The following is a 19,994-nucleotide window of genomic DNA, read 5'->3' as shown; positions in this document are numbered from 1 at the left end:
GCCATCCACCCATGGTTGGGGGAAGGGGCAGTGGCTGGGATCACGCAGGCTGACCGGGAACCGGGAGCGGGGCGCCGCAGGGGCGCAGGACCATGGCTTGATGCGAATTGTTCTCTTTTCGTTACAGCGCGTCAAACCGTGACCGCCGCACGGGGTCAGAGCCCTCGCAGAGCGAGGGATCTGACCCCGGGGCTATGCGCGGGCCGCGCGCTTGAGCAGCTTCGCTTCGCGCTTGCGTGCGCGGCGTGCCCGCCAGCGATCGGCCAGGCACGAGAAGATCACGTACAGCGCCGGCGTGCTCAGCAGGGTCAGGCTCTGCGAGAACAGCAGGCCGCCGATCATCGCGATGCCCAGCGGCCGACGCAGTTCGGAGCCTTCGCCCAGGCCGATCGCCAGCGGTACCGCCGCCAGGATCGCCACCATCGTGGTCATCATGATCGGGCGGAAGCGCACGATGCTGGCCTCGCGTGCCGCTTCGCGCGGGGCCAGGCCGTGTTCGCGCTGTGCCACCAGGGCGAAGTCGATCATCATGATCGCGTTCTTCTTCACGATGCCGATCAGCAGCACCAGCGCGATCATCGAGATCACCGACAGTTCGGTGTTGGTGCCGAACAGCGCCAGCAGCGCGCCCACGCCCGCCGCCGGCAGGGTGGACAGGATCGTGACCGGGTGGATCAGGCTCTCGTACAGCATGCCCAGCACCAGGTACACGGTCAGGATGGCCGCGAACACCAGGATCAGCATGTCGCTGGGGTCGGAGTTGAAACCGAAGCCGGCGTCGTCGGCCAGGCGGATGTCGCCGGGCATGCGCATGCCGGCCACGGTGGCATCGATGATCGCCTTCGCCTCGCCCATGCTCACCCCGGGAGCCAGGTTGTAGCTCAGGTCCATCGTGGTGTACTGGTTTTCATGGGTGATCTGCGAAGGCGCCAGGCCGGGCACCTGGCTGGCTACCGCGGTGATCGGCACCATCTGCCCATTGCTGGCCTTCACGTATACCTCGTCCAGCGCCGCCGGGGTGGCGGTCTGCGAGGGCAGGGCGTTCACCACCACGCTGTACTGGTTGATGTCCGAATAGATGGTGGAAATCTGCCGCTGGCCGAATGCACCGTACAGCGCACCGTCGATGGCACCGACCGAGACACCCAGGCGCGCGGCCTTGGCGCGATCGATTTCGATGTTCTGGCGCAGGCCTGCGTTGTCCACGTCGGTGCCCACGTCACGCAGCTTGGGGTTCTTCTTCAGCTCGGCCTGCAGCTTGGGCAGCCATTCCTGCAGTGCGGCCAAGTCGTTGCCCTGCAGGGAAATGCGGTACTGCGCACCTTGGCTGTTGCCGCCGCCATCATTGCTGGGCAGATCCTGGATCGCGCGCAGGCGCAGCTGCAGGTCGGGGTAGCGGTCGGCCTTGGCACTCAGGCGGGCCAGCGCGTGGGCGGTGGTCTCGCGACGCCCTTCCTTGCGCGATTTCAGTTCCACGTTGAACTGCGCGCTGGAGCCCTGGCGGCCACTGCCCAGGCGCACGCCCACGGTCTTCACCGCCGGGTCGGCCATCAGCATGTCGGTGATGCGGCGCTGGCGGCTGACCATGTCTTCGAAGGACACGGTGGCGCTGGAATTGGCGCGGCCCCAGATCAGACCGGTGTCCTGCGGCGGGAACGCACCCTTCTTCACTGCACCGAACAGGAAGATGGTGACGCCGATCAGGATAAGCGGGGTGAGCGAGAGCAGCAGCGCGTGGCGCAGCGAGAAATCCAGGAACACGGTGTAGATGCGCAGCATGCGCTCGTGCCCGGCATCGAGCCAACGGCCGAAGCGCGACGGCGCCGCGTTGTGGTCGTGCGCGCTCAGGAAGCGGCTGCACAGTGCCGGGGTGAGCGTCAGCGAGACGATCATCGACACCACGATGGCCGCCACCAGGGTCACGGTGAACTCGCGGAAGAAGGCGCCCATCATGCCGCTGGCGAACAGCAGCGGAATGAACACTGCTACCAGCGAGGCGGTGATCGAGACGATGGTGAAGCCGATCTCGCGCGCACCGGTGAAGGCCGCCTGCAGGCGCGGCATGCCTTCGTCCAGGTGGCGCATGATGTTCTCGATCACCACGATCGCATCGTCCACCACGAAACCGATCGCGATCACCAGCGCCAGCAGGCTCAGGTTGTTCAGGGTGAAGCCCAGCGCGTACATCACCAGCGCCGCACCGGCCAGCGACAGCGGCACGGTGACCGCGGCGATCAGGGTGGGGGCCAGGCGGCGCAGGAACAGCGCCATGGTCAGCACCACCATGGCCAGGCTGATCAGCAACGTGATCTGTACTTCATGCAGCGACGAGCGGATGGTCGGCGTACGGTCGAAGTACGGGGTCATGGTGGTGCCGGGCTGCAGGTAGTCGCGCAGCGCGGGAATCTGCGCCTTCACCCGGTCCACGGTTTCCACGATGTTGGCGCCGGCGCGGGTGAACACGTACATCACCACGGCCGGTTTGTGGTCGAACCACGCGGCCTGGTAGGCATCCTGCTGGCCGTCGTAGACGTTGGCGATGTCCTTCAGGCGGATCACCCGGCCATCGCCCTGGGTCTTCACCACCAGATTGGCGAAGTCGGCCGCGCGCGCGACCGAATCGTTGGCGATGATCGCAGTGGTGGTGTTGCCGTCGCTGAGGAAACCGGTGGGCGAGGTGACGTTGGCCGCGCGCACGGCGTTGCGCAGGTCGTCGGCGGTCAGGCCCAGGGCGTTCATCAGGCGCAGGTTCACGTCCACGCGCACGGCTGGCGTGGAGGCGCCGGCGATATCCACCGAGGCCACGCCGCCAATCTGGCGGATGCGCTGGGCCAGCAGCGAATCGGCCACGTTGTACAGCTCGTCGGCCGACTGCGTCTGCGAGGTCAGCGCGATGGCGATCACAGGGTCGTCGTTCGGGTTCGCCTTCTGGTACATCGGCGAGCCCATGCCCGAAGGCAGGTCGGCCTGCGCCGAGTTGATCGCGGTCTGCACGTCCAGCGCCGCCGAATCGATATCGCGGTCGGTCTGGAAGATCATGAACACCAGCGAGCTGCCTTCCGAACTGGAAGAGCGCATGCGGTCGATGCCGGGCAGCTGGCCCAGATGGCGTTCCAGCGGCGCGGTGACCGTGGAGGCCATGGTGGCCGCATCGGCGCCGGACTGGCTGGCGTGCACGAAGATGACCGGAATCTGGATGTTCGGCAGGGCCGACACGCCCAGCTTCAGGTAGCAGATCACGCCGATGATGAACAGGCCGATGGCCAGCAGCGCGGTGCCGATCGGGCGGCGGATGAAGGGGCCGGACAGGTTCATCGCGTGGCCCCCCGCAGGTGCGGGGCCTGGATCATGCCTGCGGCTCCTGCAGCGAACCGTCGCGCAACGCGCGCTGCTCGCGGCGGCGCGCCAGCCATTCCGAGAACCGTTCCATGTACAGGTAGATCACCGGCGTGGTGTACAGCGTTACCAGCTGCGACAGCAGCAGGCCGCCGACGATGGCGATGCCCAGCGGACGGCGCAGTTCCGAGCCGATGCCGGTGCCCAGCGCCAGCGGCAATGCGCCCAGCATCGCCGCGGCGGTGGTCATCATGATCGGGCGGAAGCGCAGCAGGCAGGCGCGGCGGATCGCTTCGTGGGCGTTGGCGCCGGCGCGGCGGGCTTCGATGGCGAAGTCGACCATCATGATGCCGTTCTTCTTCACGATGCCGATCAGCAGCACGATGCCGACGATGCCGTCCACCGACAGGCTCAGGCCACACACCATCAGCGCCAGCAGCGCGCCCACGCCGGCCGGCGGCAGGGTGGAAATGATGGTGATGGGGTGGATGTAGCTTTCGTACAGCACGCCCAGCACGATGTAGATCACCACCAGCGAGGCCAGCAGCAGCCACACCACGTCGGTCTGGCTGCCGGTGAACTCGGCGGCCTTGCCGATGAACTCGGCATGCAGGTGGGCCGGCATGTCCAGGCTGGCCTTGGTCTCTTCGATGGCCTTGACCGCATCGGACAGCGAGTAGCCCGGCGCCACGTTGAAGGAGACGGTCACCGCCGGCAGCTGCTGCTGGTGGCTGACCACCAGCGGCGCGCTGGTCACCTTGCCTTCGGCCAGCGCCGACAACGGAATGATGTTGCCCGCGCCCACGGTGATGCCCGTGTTCTGCGCACCGATGCCGGTGGCGGTGGACGAGTTGGACGAGGTGACCTGGCCGAAACTGGTGGCATTGGTGCCGGTCAGCGCGCCGGCGCCGTTGGAGGCCACGGCCAGCTGTTCCATCAGCGCGGTGCTGGTGCGGAACTCCGGCGCCACTTCCAGCACCACGCGGTACTGGTTGAGCTCGGTGAAGATGGTGGAGATCTGGCGCTGGCCGAACGCATCGTAGAGCGTGTCATCGATGGTCTGCATCGGCACGCCCAGCACGCTGGCCTTGTCGCGGTCGATGTTCAGTTCCAGCGCACGGCCCTGGTTGGACAGGTTGTTGTCCACGTCCGCCAGCTCCGGGCGCTGGCGCAGCGCCTCGGTCAGGCGCGTGGCCTGGGTGGCCACGGTGGCCGAATCGACGTCGGACAGCGAGTACTGGTACTCGGTGGCGGCCACGCGCGTATCCAGGGTCACGTCCTGCACCGGCTTCAGGTACAGCGCCACGCCGGGAATGCCGGCTACGGCCTTCTGCAGGCGCGGCAGGATTTCATCCAGGCCATCGCGCTGGCCGCGTTCCTTCAGCACGATCGACAGCTGGCCCTGGTTGAGCGTGGGGTTCATGCTGCCGGCACCGATGAAGGCCGACACGCCGGTCACGTCCGGGTCCTGGCGCAGGGCTTCGGCCACCTGCTTGGTGCGCTGCTCCATCTGCGGGAAGGCGATGTTCTGGTCGGCCTGCACCACGCCGGTGATCAGGCCGGTGTCCTGTTCGGGCAGCAGGCCCTTGGGAATCAGCACGTACAGCAGCACGGTCAGCACCAGCGCGGCGGCGGCCACGACCAGGGTGGCGCGCTGGTGGTCCAGCACCCAGTCCAGGCTGCGTTCGTACAGGCCCACGGTGCGCGTCCACAGATTCTGCTTGCCGGCGGCCGCTGCGCGCTCATGCGCGTCTTCGCCCTCGGGCAGCGCGTCGGGCTTGAGCAGGTAGGCGCACATCATCGGGGTGAGCGTCAGCGAGATCAGCATCGACAGCACTACGGCAATGCTGAGCACCCAGGCGAATTCGTGGAACAGGCGGCCGGTGACGCCCGGCATCAGCAGCAGCGGCAGGAACACGGCCACCAGCGAGACGGTGAGCGACAGCACGGTGAAGCCGATCTGGCGTGCGCCGATCTCGGCCGCTTCGCGGCCACTCTTGCCCTGTTCGATGTAGCGCACGATGTTCTCGATCATCACGATCGCATCGTCCACCACGAAGCCGGTGGCCACCACCAGCGCCATCAGCGAAAGGTTGTCCAGCGACATGCCGGTGAAGGCCATCACCGCGAATGTGCCGGCCAGCGACAGCGGCACCGCCACCGAGGGAATGATGGTGGCCCACAGCCGGCGCAGGAACACGAAGATGACCGCCACCACCAGGCCGATGGTGAGGATCAGGGTGAACTGCACTTCATGCACCGACGCACGGATGGTTTCGGTGCGGTCGTTGAAGACTTCCAGGTGCACGTCGGCCGGCAGCACGCCCTGCAGCTGCGGCAGGATGGCGCGGATGCGTTCGACGGTCTGCACGATGTTGGCGCCCGGCTGGCGGCGCACTTCCAGCAGCACCGCCGGCTTGCCGTCGGCCCAGGCGGCCAGCTGGTCGTTTTCCACGCCGTCCACCACCTGGGCCACGTCGGACAGCCGCACCGGGCGGCCGTTCTTGTAGCTGATGATGGTGTCGCGGTACTCGGCGGCACTGGCCAGCTGGTCGTTGGTACCGATGCTGTAGGACTGGGTCTTGCCGTTCAACGAGCCCTTGGGCGCGTTGACGTTGGCCTGGGTGAGCGCGCTGCGCAGCTCTTCCATGGTCAGGCCCATGTTCGACAGCTGCGCCGGATTGACCTGGATGCGCACGGCCGGGCGCACGTTGCCGGCGATCGACACCAGGCCCACGCCCTGCACCTGCGACAGGCGCTGGGCGAGGATCGAATCGGCGTAGTTGTTGACCTCGCGCAGCGGCCGCGTGTCAGAGGTCAGCTTCAGGGTGACGATGGCCGCGTCGGCCGGGTTCACCCGGTTGTAGACCGGCTGGTAGGGCAGCGACGAGGGCAGGGTGGCTTGGCGGATCGCCGCCTGCACGTCCTGCGCGGCGATATCGATGTCGCGGTCCATCGAGAACTGCAGGATGATCGTGGACAACCCGGCCGACGAATCGGAGGTCATCAGTTCCAGCCCGGAAATCTGCCCGAACTGGCGTTCCAGCGGGGTGGTAACCAGCGACGCCATGGTGGTGGCGTTGGCACCCGGGTACTGGGTGGTGACCACCAGGCTGGGGGCATCGATTTCCGGCAGTGCCGACACCGGCAGCTTGCGGTAACCCAGGATGCCCAGCAGCAACAAACCCGCCATCAACAGCGAGGTAGCAATGGGACGGCGGATGAAGATCGTCGAAAAGCCCACGGACGGATCCTTGCTGGTGCTTCAATGGTTGCGCCGGCATCGAGGCCGGCGCGGAAGGAAAGGGTGGCCTGCGCTCAGCGCGGGCCACCACCGGGACGGCCGCGGCCGCCACTCTTCTGTTCGGCGGCCTTCAGTTCGGCCTCGGTGGGCGCCGCGGGGGTTTCGCCCGGCTTCAGCGCGGTCACCTTGCTGCCCGGCTTCAGGCGGAACTGGCCTTCGCTGACCACCCGCTCGCCACCCTTCAGGCCTTCGGTGATCTGCACGTGGCTGTCGCCCACTTCCACGCCACTGCGCACGGTCTGCATCTTCACCGTGTTGTCGCCCTGCACCAGATAGACGTACTCGCCATCGGGCCCGCGCAGCACGGCCTGGGTGGGAATGACCACGCCCCCGGCAATGGTGCGCAGTTGCATGCGCACGTTGACGAACTGGCCCGGCCACAGGCCGTTGTCGGTGTTTTCGAAGATCGCGCGGGCCTTGAAGGTGCCGCTGTCGGCGCTGATCAGGTTGTCCACCACGTCCAGCGAACCGTCACCGGACAGCACGTGCGAATCGGCGCGGTCCAGCGCCGCCACCGGCACCTTGCCGGCCGCCTGCGCCTGGCGTACGTCGCCCAGCTGGCGCTCGGGCAGGTTGAACAGCACGTGGATGGGGTGGATCTGGGTGAGGGTGACCAGCGCGGTACCGGCATTGACCACGTTGCCAGCGTCGACCGCACGGATGCCGGCAATGCCGGAGATCGGCGCGGTGATGCGGGTGTACTGCAGCTGCACCTGCGCGGCGCGCGCGCTGGCCTCGTTGGCGGCCACTGCGCTTTCGTACTGTGACACCTGGTTTCGTTGTGTATCCAGATCGGTCTTGGCGACGAACTGGCGGTATTCCGGCGCGTTGGAGCGCTGGAAGTTGGAACGGGCGGTGGCCAGCAGCGCCTCGTTCTGGCGCTTGGCGGCCACGGCCTGGTCATAGCTGGCCTGCGCGCTGCGGGGGTCGATCTGCGCCAACAGGTCGCCCTGCTTCACTTCCTGGCCTTCGCGGAAGTTGAGGCTCATCAGCTGGCCGCCCACCTGCGGGCTGACCGTGACGGTGTTCATGGCCGTGACCGTACCCAGGGCGCTGGCATACACCGGCACATCCTGGCGGATGGCATCGACCACGGTGACCGGCACCGGGCCGGCATCGGGATCTTCGCCACCCTGGCGCGCGGCGGCGCCCGGGCCTGCCGCCTTGTCCTTGCCGCCGCCCAGTACCCGCACGCCGACAAACGCCAGCACCAGCACTACCACGACCAGCAGCACGATCTTCCAAACACGTGACATTCAAGGACTCCAAGAAGGCTGGATGGGGCAGCGCCCCGATTGGCAATGCACAAAGCATACCTGTGACCCATGCCTTTTCCTGCATGACGGATGGGACGGGCGCTCAGACCCGGCGCGGCGAAGGAGGTTCCCGTAGCGGCGGCCTTGCCCTACATTCAGGTGCAGACCCCTTCCCTGGAGCCCGTGATGCGCCGTTCCCTGCTGCTGTCCGCCCTGTTGCTGGCTGTGCCGGCCCTTGCCCATGCCGACGTGGCCGAGCGCCCGGAGGTGACCGCTGCCGCGCAGCGCCTGCAGGCGCAGGTGGTGGAATGGCGTCGTGACTTCCATCAGCACCCGGAGCTGTCCAACCGCGAAGCACGCACCTCGGCCGAAGTGGCCAAGCGCCTGCGCGCAATGGGCCTGAAGCCGAAGACCGGCATTGCCCACCACGGCGTGGTGGCGATCATCGAAGGCGGCAAGCCGGGCCCGAAGATCGCCCTGCGCGCGGACATGGACGCGTTGCCGGTAACCGAACAGACCGGCCTGCCGTTCGCCTCCAAGGCTACGGCGCAGTACCGAGGGCAGACGGTGGGGGTGATGCACGCCTGTGGCCATGATGCGCACACCGCCACCCTGCTGGGTGTGGCCGAGGCACTGGTGGCGATGAAGAAGGACCTGCCGGGCCAGGTGATGCTGATCTTCCAGCCGTCCGAAGAAGGTGCGCCGCCGCCGGAAGAGGGCGGTGCCGCGCTGATGCTGAAGGAAGGCCTGTTCGCCGACTTCAAGCCCGAGGCCGTGTTTGGTCTGCACGTGTTCTCCAGCGTGCAGGCCGGGCAGATCGCGGTGCGTGGTGGCCCGCTGATGGCGGCGTCCGATCGCTTCGGGATCAAGGTAATCGGTCGACAGACGCATGGTTCGGCGCCGTGGAACGGCGTGGACCCGATCGTGGCCACCGCCGATCTGGTCGGCACTGCGCAGACTATCGTCAGCCGCCGCACCAATCTGTCCAAGCAGCCGGCGGTGCTGACCTTCGGTGCGATCAACGGCGGTATCCGCTACAACATCATTCCCGACGAAGTGGAGATGGTCGGCACCATCCGCACCTTCGATGAGGGCATGCGCCAGCAGATCTTCGCCGATCTGCGCAACGTGGCCGAGCACACGGCCGCGGCGCACGGGGCCAAGGCGGTGACCGAGATCTACGAGGCCGAGGGCAACCCGGCCACGGTGAACGACCCGGCGCTGACCGCGAAGATGCTGCCGAGCCTGCAGGCAGTGGTGGGCAAGGACAATGTCTACGAGCCGCCCCTGCAGATGGGCGCGGAGGATTTCTCGCTGTACGCCAAGGAAGTGCCGGGCATGTTCTTCTTCGTCGGTTCCACCAGCGTGGGCATCGACCCGGCGACGGCGCCGGCGAACCATTCGCCGAAGTTCCTGTTGGATGAGAAGGCGCTGGATGTGGGCCTGCGCGCGTTGCTGCAGGTCAGCCTGGATTACCTGCACGGCGCCGGCACCCCGGCGGGGTGAGGGTTACCGGCAGGGCTTGCAGCCCTGCACCCGCTGCAATCAAAGGCAACATCAACGTCAACGTCAAAAGCTGGGCTGGTTTTCTGTGGGTTGGGCGGAGCGGTGTGGGCTTGCAGGACACGCCGTAAACCCGTCCATGGGGGCTCGTAGGCGCCTTGCTCGTGTGCGCAATCCTGCGCACACGGCAAGACCGGGGTTGGGGCGTCCTGCCCAACCCGCCCGAGGCATGCCTCGGGCCCATGGCGCCTGCGGTCCTGCAAGCCCACACCACCCCGCCCCCGACAGTTTCCTGCGATCCGTCGGAACGGCACGGGGTCGGATCCCGTTGTTTCGCAACGGGCTCCGACCCCGGAATCGTTTCGATATCTGATGGATCCATCCACGCCATGCGTGGATGGCGGACGTCATGAACGTCTGAACGGCCGGCTTCTGCTTTTGAATTTGATTTTCCTGATCTTTCCCGGGGTGGCGCGGGAAACTGTCCGTGGCCGGGAGGGTGGGTTGGCTGGGGGCGTGAGCCGCATGGATGCGGCGACCGAGCTTACATGGAAGTAATTGCAGCGTCCCCCAGCCAACACACCCTCCCGGCCAACCCCGAGATCCTGCTCTTAACCACCACGGAGGGGCTCCGCCGTTGGCCGACCCGGCCGAAGGCCCGCCCTGCGCGCGATACAATGACGCCCATGAACACCCCCCAGGACTCCAGCCTCGGTCGCGAGGTCAGTTACCCGTCGCAGTACGATCCCGGCCTGCTGTTTCCCATCCCGCGCATCGGCGCCCGTTCGGAAATCGGCCTGGATGATGCCGCGCTGCCGTTCGTCGGCCATGACCGCTGGCATGCCTTCGAACTGAGCTGGCTCGACCCGCGTGGCAAGCCGCAGGTGGCCGTGGCCACCGTGCAGGTGCCGTGCACCTCGCCGCGGCTGATCGAATCGAAGTCGTTCAAGCTGTACCTGAACTCTCTCAACAGCACCCGTATCGACAGTGCCGAAGCACTGCGCGAGCGCCTGGTTGCCGATCTGTCGGACTGCGCCGGTGCGCCGGTGCAGGTGGAATTCGGCCTGCCGGCGCTGCGCGAAGCACCGCTGGGTGAGTCCATCGACGGGCTGGAGGTGGAGATCGACTGCTACGGCCCGCCGCAGGCCGACTATCTTGCTGCCGACGCGGGCGACGTGGTGGAAGAGACCCTGGTGTCGGCCTTGCTGAAATCCAACTGCCCGGTGACCGGCCAGCCGGACTGGGCCACGGTCAGCCTGCGCTACCGCGGCCCGAAGATCGATCGTGCCGGCCTGCTGCGCTATCTGGTCAGCTACCGCGAGCACGCCGAGTTCCACGAGCAGTGTGTCGAGCGCATCTTCAGTGAGGTGTCCGCGCGTTGCCAGCCACAGTGGCTGGAAGTGGAAGCGCGCTATACCCGCCGTGGTGGACTGGACATCAATCCCTGGCGCGCCAGCCCCGGCATCGCAGCCCCCGCTGCGACCTACCGCGAACTGCGCCAATAACCGCCGCCGGGCCACGCGCGGCCAGCGCAGCGACCATCGGCCCCCCCCGATTGTTCAGCCGCCCCGGGGGGCGGCTTCACATCTGCACCATCCCCATTTAACAACCGCCATGGCACCGTGCATACCACGTAGTCATGCAGACGGGAGTGTGTGGATGAGTACCGAGAAGAAGGCCGATTTCTCCGGCGTAAGCGCCAGCGTCGACAGTACCGCGCAACAGGTTCCCAAGGCGGACTTTTCCGGCGTGAGCGCATCGGTGGACAGCACCGCTGATGTTGTCAGTGGCGGCACTTACACCGTGCAGAAGGGAGATTCGCTGTCGAAGATCGCCAAGCAGCACCTGGGCGATGCCAATGCCTGGAAGAAGATCTTCGAGGCCAACCGCGATGTGCTTGACGACCCGGACAAGATCTTCCCGGGCCAGACCCTGAAGCTGCCGCCGAAGTAAGCCGGACCCGCAACCGGCCCACGATCGCTATCCGAACATGCCTGGGAGAAACCACGAATGATCAAGACCACGCCGCTTCAGAACGCCCTGCTGGCCGCCCTGCTGGGCAGTGTTGCCCTGGTGGGCTGCAAGAAGAAGGAAGAATCCACCGATACCAATGCCGCCCCGGCCGCCACTGCCCCGGCCGAGCCGGCACCGGCGCCGATGACCGGCGCGCCGCCGCCGATGGCCGCCGCAAGCGCCGTGGCCGTGTCCTCGGTCACCGTGGGCAAGAGCGCGGCTGCGGACAAGTCCGTTGCCACGGCCGCGCTGTTCGCGCCGAAGGACGATGTGGTCGTCTCGGTGAAGACCGATGGCGCCGCCAGCAACGTCAACGTGGGCGCCAAGCTGACCTTCCAGGACGGCCAGGTGGCCGGTGAACAGAGCGCCACGCTGAACACCAGCGGCGCCGAGACCACCAACATCACGTTCAAGAATGCCAATGGCTGGCCGGCCGGCAAGTACCGCGCCGAAGTCATGGTTGATGGTAAGGCGGCCGGAACGCCGCAGGAGTTCGAGGTCAAGTAAGTCCCGCCGACTCTCTCCCGGTTGGACTCACGATGGACGCAGCCGCGAGGCTGCGTCTTTTTTGCTGGGCGGTTGCACGCTGGGCCGCATCCACGCATGGCGTGGATCTACCCGAACGGCCGCCGCGCAGGGTGTAGGCCACGCCACGCGTGGGCGCGCGGCGATGGTTGCAACCGATACCACGGCAATGGATCACTGCGTTGCCGCAGCGCAGTACCTTGGCGTATGGCATGGCTTTGCCCCGCGCGGCTGAAAACGCGACAATGCAGGGGTTTCCCCGCCGCGCGCCCACCCTGACGGCGACGAGGGAAAGTGACACGGTTGCACGTGGCCCGGCGCTGGCGCCGGCCTTCCCCTGAGAACTGCTACAGAGTCCAAGTCCCCCATGTCCAAGATCCTCTATACGCTGACCGACGAAGCACCGTTCCTGGCGACCCAGTCGCTGCTGCCGATCATCGACGCCTATACCGCCACCGCTGGCATCGTGGTGGAAACCCGTGACATCTCGCTGTCCGGCCGCATCCTGTCGCAGTTCCCGGAACTGCTGAGCGATGCGCAGAAGGTCAGCGACGACTTGGCCGAGCTGGGCCAGCTGGCGACCACCCCGGACGCCAACATCATCAAGCTGCCGAACATCTCCGCCTCGGTGCCGCAGCTGAAGGCGGCCATCAAGGAACTGCAGGACCAGGGCTATCCGCTGCCGGATTACCCGGAAACCCCGGCCGACGACCAGCAGCGCGACTACAAGGCGCGCTACGACAAGGTCAAGGGCAGCGCGGTGAACCCGGTGCTGCGCGAAGGCAACTCCGACCGCCGCGCGCCGCTGTCGGTGAAGAACTACGCCCGCAAGCACCCGCACCGCATGGGCGCCTGGGCGTCGGATTCGAAGTCGCACGTTTCGCACATGGCCGCCGGTGATTTCTACGGCAGCGAAAAGTCGGCCACGCTGGCCAACGCCGGTGCGCTGAAGATCACCTTCCACGGCAAGGACGGCAGCGCCGTCGTGCTGAAGGAAAAGACCGCGGTCAAGGCCGGCGAGATCGTCGATGCCGCGGTGATGAGCCGCAAGGCGCTGGCCAGCTTCATCGCCGCGCAGATCGAAGATGCCAAGGCGCAGGGCGTGCTGTTCTCGCTGCACCTGAAGGCCACCATGATGAAGGTCTCCGACCCGATCATGTTCGGCGTGGTGGTCAACGAGTTCTACAAGGACGTGCTGGCCAAGCACGCCGACGTGCTGAAGCAGGCCGGTTTCGATGCCAACAACGGTATTGGTGACCTGGCTGCGCGCCTGCCGTCGCTGCCGGAAAGCACCCGCGCCGCGATCGAAGCCGACCTGGCTGCCGAATACGCACAGCGCCCGGGCGTGGCCATGGTCAACTCGGACAAGGGCATCACCAACCTGCACGTGCCGAGCGACGTGATCGTCGACGCCTCGATGCCGGCGATGATCCGCGACTCGGGCAAGATGTGGAATGCCGAAGGCAAGCTGCAGGACACCAAGGCCATCATCCCCGATCGCTGCTACGCCGGCGTGTACCAGGCGGTCATCGACGACTGCAAGGCCCACGGTGCGTTCAACCCGGCCACCATGGGTTCGGTGCCGAACGTCGGCCTGATGGCGCAGAAGGCCGAAGAATACGGCTCGCACGACAAGACCTTCCAGATCGCCGCCGACGGCGTGGTCAAGGTCACCGACGATGCCGGCAACGTGGTCTTCGAACACGCCGTGGAAGCCGGTGACATCTGGCGCATGTGCCAGACCAAGGACGCGCCGATCCAGGACTGGGTCAAGCTGGCCGTCGAACGCGCCCGCCTGAGCAGCACCCCGGCCGTGTTCTGGCTCGATGCCGCCCGCGCCCACGACGCGCAGGTCATCGCCAAGGTCGAGCAGTACCTGAAGGACCACGACACCCACGGCCTGGACATCCGCATCCTGCCGCCGGTGGAAGCGACCGCGTTCTCGCTGGATCGCATCCGCAAGGGCGAGGACACCATTTCGGTGACCGGCAACGTGCTGCGCGATTACCTGACCGACCTGTTCCCGATCATGGAACTGGGCACCAGCGCCAAGATGCTGTCGATCGTGCCGCTGATGGCCGGTGGTGGTCTGTTCGAGACCGGCGCCGGTGGTTCGGCCCCCAAGCACGTGCAGCAGTTCGTGGAAGAGGATTACCTGCGCTGGGATTCGCTGGGTGAATTCCTGGCCCTGGCCGCGTCGCTGGAACACCTGGGCAACCGCTACGACAACGCCGCCGCCCGTGTGCTGGCCAAGGCGCTGGACGAAGCCAACGGCCAGTTCCTGGACAACGACAAGTCGCCGTCGCGCAAGCTGGGTGGCATCGACAACCGTGGCAGCCACTTCTACATCGCCCTGTACTGGGCGCAGGCGCTGGCTGCGCAGGACGACGATGCCGCACTGAAGGCGCGCTTCGCACCGCTGGCCAAGGCGCTGAGCGACAACGAACAGAAGATCGTTGACGAGCTGATCGCGGTGCAGGGCAAGGCCGTGGATATCGGTGGCTACTACCGTCCGGACGTGGCCAAGGCCAGCCAGGCCATGCGCCCCAGCGCGACCCTGAACGCCGCCCTGGAACAGCTGCGCGGCTGATCCACCGCCGCCTCGTTGTGAAGAAGAAACCCGCGCTTCGGCGCGGGTTTCTTTTTGCTGGAGCCAGGAGTTGGTGCCCGGGGTCGGATCCCGCTGCGAAGCAGAGGGCTCCGACCCCATGCCCCAATGCCGTCAAAACGGCATGAAACTTGCCCCCGATGGCCGTCGCAGAACCGCTGTGTGCCCTTTCACCACCCGCTGCAATCTGAGCAATGGGTCACGGCCCGCCGTGTCTCACTTGTCCTAGCCTTGGCCTGCGAAACCGCCGGGGAGGCGGTTGCCCGGGGAACTCGGATGGCACGCGTGCTGGTGGTGGGAACCGATATCCAGGGCGAGCAGGCACTGCTGCAGCGCCTGCGTGTGGCCTCGGCATTGCCCGACGGGCAGATCCGCCGCAGCCAGGATCTGGATGACTGCGATCTGCTGGTGATCCGCGATACGCCGGCGCTGCGCAATGCGGCACTGCGCATGCGCCAGCAGCGGCCCCGCCTGCAGTGCTGGATAGAAGACATCGGTGGGCAGCTGCGCCGCGGCGATGGCGGCCACGATGTGCTGGACGACGGCGCCATCGGCCATGCATTGCGCGGCATGCAGGCCGCACCGCCGTCCACACCGGTACGCCTGGCCGACGGCGCCCATGCCATCACCCGCCTGCTGCGCGAGCGCCTGCCATTGCGCCAGGGCCAGTTGCTGCTGGCCCTGGAGGGCCAGCCGCTGCTGCTGATGGATATCGAACAGGACCAGGCGGTGCTGCTGCAGGAGCCTGCCGCGCTGCTGGTGGAACGCCTGGCCGACGGATTCGAACACCTGCAACTGGACGCGCTCACGCCCGTGCAGCTGCAGGCGCTGGCCGGTACGCGGCCGCGCCAGCCGCTGCGCCCGCTGCTGTGGCAATGGGCGCAGCGCAGCCGCCACTGGCAGGCACTGGACGAGCGCCTGCGCGGGGCCACGGTGAAGCTGCTGCGCTGGCCGGATTTCCGCGTGCTGGGCCACGATCACGACGCCTTCCGCCTGTGCTCGCTGCTGCTCAAGCGCGCCAGCACGGTGGATGAGTGCGCGATGCTGCTGGAGCTTCCCGCTGCGGCCGTGCGTGACTTCGTGCATGCGGCCTACCTGTGCGGTTACGCCCAGTTGCAGGGTTCGGCCACGTCGGCGGCCACGCCGCTGCGCAGCGGCACGCCCGACCATGGCCTGCTGGCCCGTCTGTGGCGCAGCCTGCGCGGGAACGAACGCCATGCGTGAACACAAGGTGGTGGTGCTGGGCGGCATGGGCAGCGGCAAATCGACGCTGGTGCGCAGCATCGCGGCCGGGGCGGTGATCGACACCGATGTGGCCAACAGTGATCGCGCCGGTGCCGACAAAGCCTCGACCACGGTGGCCCTGGACTACGCCGACATCGACCTGCCCAACGGCGAGCGCCTGCGCCTGTACGGCACGCCGGGCCAGCAGCGCTTCGACTTCCTGTGGCCGATCCTGCTGCAGGGCGCGCGTGGCGCGGTGCTGCTGCTGGACGCGCGCCGTAGTGGCCTGGCCACCGAACTGGACACCTACCTGCAGGCCCTGCAGCCCTTCGCCGGTTCGCTGGCGCTGGTGGTGGCGGTCACCCACCTGGACCTGGCACCTGCAGCGGTACTGGACGACTGGGCGGCACGCGCCGTGCTGGACGGACAACCGCTGCCGCTGCTGCCACTGGATGCCCGCGATCGTGAGCAGGGACTGCTGCTGATGGATGTACTGATGAGCGAAATGGAAGCGCACGCCCTGGTGGCCGCGCATGGCTGACGGACAGCCGGCCCTGTTGCCGGACGAACGACAACGCGCCCGCCTGCAGCCGTTGCTGCACGACCTGCGCCAGCGCGTGGAAGGCGTGCGTGCGGTGGTGCTGGCCAGTGTGGATGGCTTTGCAGTGGTCAGTGCCGGTGCCGAAGGGCGCGGTGAACGGCTGGCGGCCATGACCAGCGCCATGCTGGCGCTGGCCGGCGCGGTGGGCCGCGAACTGGTGCTGGGAGAACTGCAGACGCTGATGCTGGAGGCCGCCGGCGGCAAAGTGCTGATGCTGGCCATTACCGCCGAAGGGCGTGCACCGCTGCTGCTGATGGCCGCGTGCGACCAGCGCAGCGTGATCGGCCAGGTGCTGTGGCAGAGCAGGGAATGTGGCCGGGAGATCCTGGCCGAACTCGGCGGAACGTGAGCCCGGCCGCAGGGGAACCAGGGGCTCGAACCAACAAGATGAAGGGGAGCGCACGTGGCTGGACTGACTGAATCGCTGAATGCACTGATGGGTATCGACGGCGCGCAGGCCGTGGCCCTGGTCGATTACGAGAGCGGCATGCTGCTGGGCGAGGCCGGCGCGGGCATGGACATGGAGGTGGCGGCCGCCGGCAACACCGAAGTGATCCGCGCCAAGATGAAGACCGCCGCCTCGCTGAACCTCAACGACAGCATTGAAGACATCCTGATTTCGCTGGGCAAGGCGTACCACATCATGCGCCCGGTGGCGCGCAAGAAGGGCCTGTTCTTCTACATCGTGCTGGACCGGACCAAGAGCAACCTGGCCCTGGCCCGGCGCAAGGTGCAGGACGTGGAAGCCGAACTGGCGATCTGACCGCCGGCCTGACCGCCTTTCGTAGAGTCGAGCTTGCTCGACTGCTTCTACCCAAAGCAGTCGAGCAAGCTCGACTCTACGGAAAGGCAGTCGAGCAAGCTCGACTCTACGGAAAAGCAGCCGCCGCGCTCGACTCTACACAAGCCACCCCACGGCGGCGTATGGTTGGCCCATGGCCGCCCTCGACTTTCCGCCGGAACTGCCCCTGCGCCTTGCCCAGGCCATCGCGGCCGGCTTCGAGGATTATCACGCGCGCTTCGCCGCGATCACGGCGCGCGCGCGCGGCCGCTTCGAGCAGCGCGATTGGGCCGGCGCGCGCCAGGACGCGGTCGAGCGTATCGCCCTGTACGACCGGTGCATTGCCGAACGCATGGATGCCCTGCGGCGGTTGGCCGGCGAGGCCGTCGGCGAGCGCGCGCTGTGGCTGCAGGTGCATGCGCACTTCACCACCCTGCTGCAGGGGCTGATCGACGCCGAGCTGTACAAGACCTTCTACAACACGCTGTCACGGCGTTTGTTCGGCACCCGCGGCGTCGATCCGGCGGTGGAATTCATCGCCTTCGACATCGAGCCCTCCGATGCGATCACCCACCCGGTGGCCCGCCACACCTACTCGGTCTCGGCCACCCGGCCGGTGGAGGCCCTGCAGCGGGTGCTGGCCGACTATCGCTTCGATGTGCCGTATGCCCACCAGTTGCGCTGCGCTGCGGCCATCGCGGTGCGCCTGCAGGACGATCTTGCCCACTGGGGCGATATCCCGGTACGCAGCATCGAACTGCTGGATACGGTGTTCTACCGCGAGCGCCGCGCGTACCTGGTGGGGCGTGTATTTGGCGAACACCGTTTCTCGCCCTGCGTGATTGCCCTGGTGAACTATGCCGGCGGCCTGCGTGCCGACGCCGTGCTGACCCGCCGGCGCGATGTCGCCCACCTGTTCGGTGTATCGCGCAGCTACTTCCAGGCCGACCTGGCCACGGTGGGCGATGCGGTGGTGTTCCTGCGCAGCCTGCTGCCGGGCAAACCCATCGATGAGCTGTACACCGTGCTGGGCCGCGCCAAGCAGGGTAAGACCGAGCGTTATCGCACGTTCTTCCGCCATTTCGGCGACCATCCCAACGAGCAACTGGTGCATGCCGAAGGCACGCCGGGCATGGTCATGGCGGTGTTCACCCTGCCCAGCTACCCGCTGGTGTTCAAGCTGATACGCGACCGTTTCGCCTGGCCCAAGGCCATGTCGCGGCAGCAGGTGGAAGAGAAATACGCGCTGGTGTTCAACCTGGACCGGGTGGGGCGCCTGCTGGACGCGCAGCCGTACCGGCACCTGCGCTTCCCGCGCGCGCGGTTTGCTCCGGCGCTGCTGGACGAGCTGCTGCAGCAGTGCGCGCAGAGCGTGCGCGTGGATGGCGATGAGATCGAGATCGCGCTGTGCTACGTGCAGCGCCGTTTCCGGCCGTTGAATCTGTACCTGCGCGAACAGAGCGGCGACGCCGTGCGTGCAGCGGTGCTGGACTACGCGCAGGCGATCACCGACATGGCACGCAACAACATCTTCCCGGGCGACATGTTGCCGAAGAACTTCGGTGTATCGCGGCATGGGCGCGCGGTGTTCTACGACTATGACGAACTGTGCCTGGTCAGCGAGTGCGTGTTCCGCGCCTGGCCGCAGCCGCCCTCACCGGAAGAGGCCATGGCAGACGAACCCTGGTTCCATGTGGGGCCGCGTGACGTTTTCCCCGAGCGCTTCGGCCCGTTCATGGGGCTGCCCGCGCAGGAGCTGGCGGCGGTGCGCGAGCACTATCGCCATCTGTTCGATCCGCTGTGGTGGCAGGGGCTGCAGGCCCGTTTCGCGGCCGGCGATTACCCCGATACCCCCCCTTATTCGGGGGCGCACCGGCTGGCCTGAGCCTTGGATGCCCTGGCCGGGATGGGGTAGCCTGTGGTCTTCATGCACAAGGAGTGGCTGTGATGCGTACATCTCTTTTCCTGGCCGTGGCCCTGGCAGTGGGTGCCGGCGCAGTGACCTTCGACAGCGCGCAGGCGCAGACCGCGCGGGAAGTGCGCAAGCAGGCCGAGGCCAGCCTGACCCTCACGGGCGTCATCGATATCGGCCGCGAAGGACAGGTGGAAGGCTTCCGTCTGGACAAGCGCGACAAGGTGGGCGAAGGCGTTGCCGCACTGGTGGAAAGCACCGTGGGCCAGTGGCGTTTTGAACCGGTGAAGGTGGACGGCACTGCCGTGCCGGCACGCACGGCGGTGCGGCTGCGCCTGCTGGCTGACAACATGTCCGAGGAAAGCATGCAGGTGCGGGTGGCCGACGCCAACTTCGGCCCGGCCAATGCCAGCAAGGGGGCCAGTACCGATGAGGTGAAGGGCCTGCGCCTGACACGACCGGAATACCCGCAGCGTGCGTGGGCCATGCGCGGGCAGGGCATGGTGCTGCTGCTGGTGAAGGTCGCCCGGGACGGCACCGTGGCCGATGTCGTGGCCGAGCAGACCAACCTGACGTCGGTGGGCCCGGCGCGCACCATGGATCTGCTGCGCAAGACCCTGGCCGATGCCAGCGTCAGGACCGCCAAGGGCTGGACCTTCACCCCGCCCACCACCGGCAAGTACAAGGACAGCGAGTTCTGGACCGTGCGCGTGCCCGTGCATTACGACATCGACAACCGCGAGGAACGCTACGGCCGCTGGTCCGCCTATATTCCGGGCCCGCGCCAGAAGGCGCCGTGGATTACCGGTGAGGATGCGCAGGCCACCGGCACCGATCTGCTGCCCGCAGGGGGCGTGTACATGGTCGGCACGCAGGACGGCCCGCGCCTGTTGACCCCACTGGGCTGAGGCGGCGCCGCCATGCCCGCACG

At 67.1% G+C, this 19,994-nt stretch carries 14 protein-coding genes; 11 read left to right on the top strand and 3 right to left on the bottom strand.

Annotated features, from left to right (window positions below; genetic code table 11):
- Positions 1-192: 192 nt before the first annotated feature.
- The 3 genes from C1932_RS17880 to C1932_RS17870 form a co-directional block, all read right to left on the bottom strand.
- The gene (locus C1932_RS17880; RefSeq protein WP_108763069.1) at positions 193-3,315 is read right to left on the bottom strand and encodes an efflux RND transporter permease subunit; all 3,123 of its coding nucleotides are present in this window, start codon (positions 3,313-3,315) and stop codon (positions 193-195) included.
- 31 nt (positions 3,316-3,346) lie between these two features.
- Positions 3,347-6,580 (bottom strand): efflux RND transporter permease subunit, encoded by a 3,234-nt coding sequence (locus C1932_RS17875; RefSeq protein ID WP_108754373.1) that lies wholly within the window; start codon positions 6,578-6,580, stop codon positions 3,347-3,349.
- 74 nt (positions 6,581-6,654) lie between these two features.
- Entirely contained in the window at positions 6,655-7,896 is a 1,242-nt protein-coding gene (locus C1932_RS17870; protein WP_108763068.1) for an efflux RND transporter periplasmic adaptor subunit, read from the bottom strand.
- Between the two features lie 186 nt (positions 7,897-8,082).
- Here C1932_RS17870 and C1932_RS17865 point away from each other — a divergent pair, with 186 nt between their 5' ends.
- From C1932_RS17865 to C1932_RS17815, 11 genes are all read left to right on the top strand, one after another.
- A complete protein-coding gene (locus C1932_RS17865; RefSeq protein ID WP_108754371.1) occupies positions 8,083-9,402 on the top strand; it encodes a M20 family metallopeptidase in 1,320 nt (439 codons plus the stop codon).
- A 683-nt stretch (positions 9,403-10,085) separates the two neighbouring features.
- Positions 10,086-10,904, top strand: coding sequence for an NADPH-dependent 7-cyano-7-deazaguanine reductase QueF (queF, locus tag C1932_RS17860; RefSeq protein ID WP_108763067.1), 819 nt, complete (start codon positions 10,086-10,088; stop codon positions 10,902-10,904).
- Positions 10,905-11,058: 154 nt separating this feature from the next.
- The gene (locus tag C1932_RS17855; RefSeq protein WP_108757357.1) at positions 11,059-11,352 is read left to right on the top strand and encodes a LysM peptidoglycan-binding domain-containing protein; all 294 of its coding nucleotides are present in this window, start codon (positions 11,059-11,061) and stop codon (positions 11,350-11,352) included.
- Positions 11,353-11,409: 57 nt separating this feature from the next.
- Positions 11,410-11,919 carry a hypothetical protein gene (locus C1932_RS17850; protein ID WP_108751065.1) on the top strand — a complete coding sequence of 170 codons (510 nt, stop codon included), beginning with the start codon at positions 11,410-11,412 and terminating at the stop codon, positions 11,917-11,919.
- A 385-nt stretch (positions 11,920-12,304) separates the two neighbouring features.
- A complete protein-coding gene (locus tag C1932_RS17845) occupies positions 12,305-14,527 on the top strand; it encodes an NADP-dependent isocitrate dehydrogenase (RefSeq protein WP_108763066.1) in 2,223 nt (740 codons plus the stop codon).
- 294 nt (positions 14,528-14,821) lie between these two features.
- The gene (locus tag C1932_RS17840) at positions 14,822-15,769 is read left to right on the top strand and encodes a hypothetical protein (RefSeq protein ID WP_108763065.1); all 948 of its coding nucleotides are present in this window, start codon (positions 14,822-14,824) and stop codon (positions 15,767-15,769) included.
- Complete coding sequence (locus C1932_RS17835; RefSeq protein WP_108754366.1) at positions 15,762-16,310, top strand: ATP/GTP-binding protein; 549 nt, start codon at positions 15,762-15,764, stop codon at positions 16,308-16,310. The genes C1932_RS17840 and C1932_RS17835 overlap by 8 nt, the downstream gene beginning before the upstream one ends.
- On the top strand, positions 16,303-16,719 hold the full coding sequence (locus C1932_RS17830; protein ID WP_108751061.1) for a roadblock/LC7 domain-containing protein: 417 nt from the start codon (positions 16,303-16,305) through the stop codon (positions 16,717-16,719). Before C1932_RS17835 ends, C1932_RS17830 begins: the two co-directional genes overlap by 8 nt.
- A 54-nt stretch (positions 16,720-16,773) precedes the next feature.
- Entirely contained in the window at positions 16,774-17,133 is a 360-nt protein-coding gene (locus tag C1932_RS17825) for a hypothetical protein (protein WP_108751060.1), read from the top strand.
- Positions 17,134-17,305: 172 nt separating this feature from the next.
- Positions 17,306-19,036 carry a bifunctional isocitrate dehydrogenase kinase/phosphatase gene (aceK, locus tag C1932_RS17820; RefSeq protein WP_108763064.1) on the top strand — a complete coding sequence of 577 codons (1,731 nt, stop codon included), beginning with the start codon at positions 17,306-17,308 and terminating at the stop codon, positions 19,034-19,036.
- A 62-nt stretch (positions 19,037-19,098) separates the two neighbouring features.
- Positions 19,099-19,971, top strand: coding sequence for an energy transducer TonB (locus C1932_RS17815; protein ID WP_234412192.1), 873 nt, complete (start codon positions 19,099-19,101; stop codon positions 19,969-19,971).
- Positions 19,972-19,994 lie beyond the last annotated feature (23 nt).

Source organism: Stenotrophomonas sp. YAU14D1_LEIMI4_1 (assembly GCF_003086815.1).
Classification (GTDB): domain Bacteria; phylum Pseudomonadota; class Gammaproteobacteria; order Xanthomonadales; family Xanthomonadaceae; genus Stenotrophomonas.
The sequence above is the reverse complement of the archived record's forward strand: the minus strand, read 5'-3'. Positions and strand labels throughout refer to the sequence as shown.